We start from the raw sequence: 215 nt of genomic DNA, 5'->3' as shown, positions 1-215 counted from the left end.
TTTTTACCATGTGGACACCGGGCTACCTGCAATCGCGTTTTACACTTCAGGCGCAGGATGCCGCGCTATTCACTACTGTGTATTGGGTGACGAAAGCCATTGGCCTGTTCCTGAATCAGTTCACCGTGAAATGGATGAAACTGCGCACTTTCCTGCTGATCTGCGCAAGCATTGGTCTGGTCTCTATTGCGCTGATTGCCAACAGCAACAATACC

Annotated in this window: 1 pseudogene; it reads left to right on the top strand. The window is 50.2% G+C overall.

Annotated features, from left to right (window positions below):
• Positions 1–215 (top strand): annotated as a pseudogene (locus FDX22_RS24140) (MFS transporter TsgA); the annotation flags it as partial.

It is taken from the genome of Citrobacter sp. TBCS-14 (assembly GCF_005280805.1).
Taxonomy (GTDB): Bacteria; Pseudomonadota; Gammaproteobacteria; order Enterobacterales; family Enterobacteriaceae; genus Citrobacter; species Citrobacter gillenii.
The sequence above is the reverse complement of the archived record's forward strand: the minus strand, read 5'-3'. Positions and strand labels throughout refer to the sequence as shown.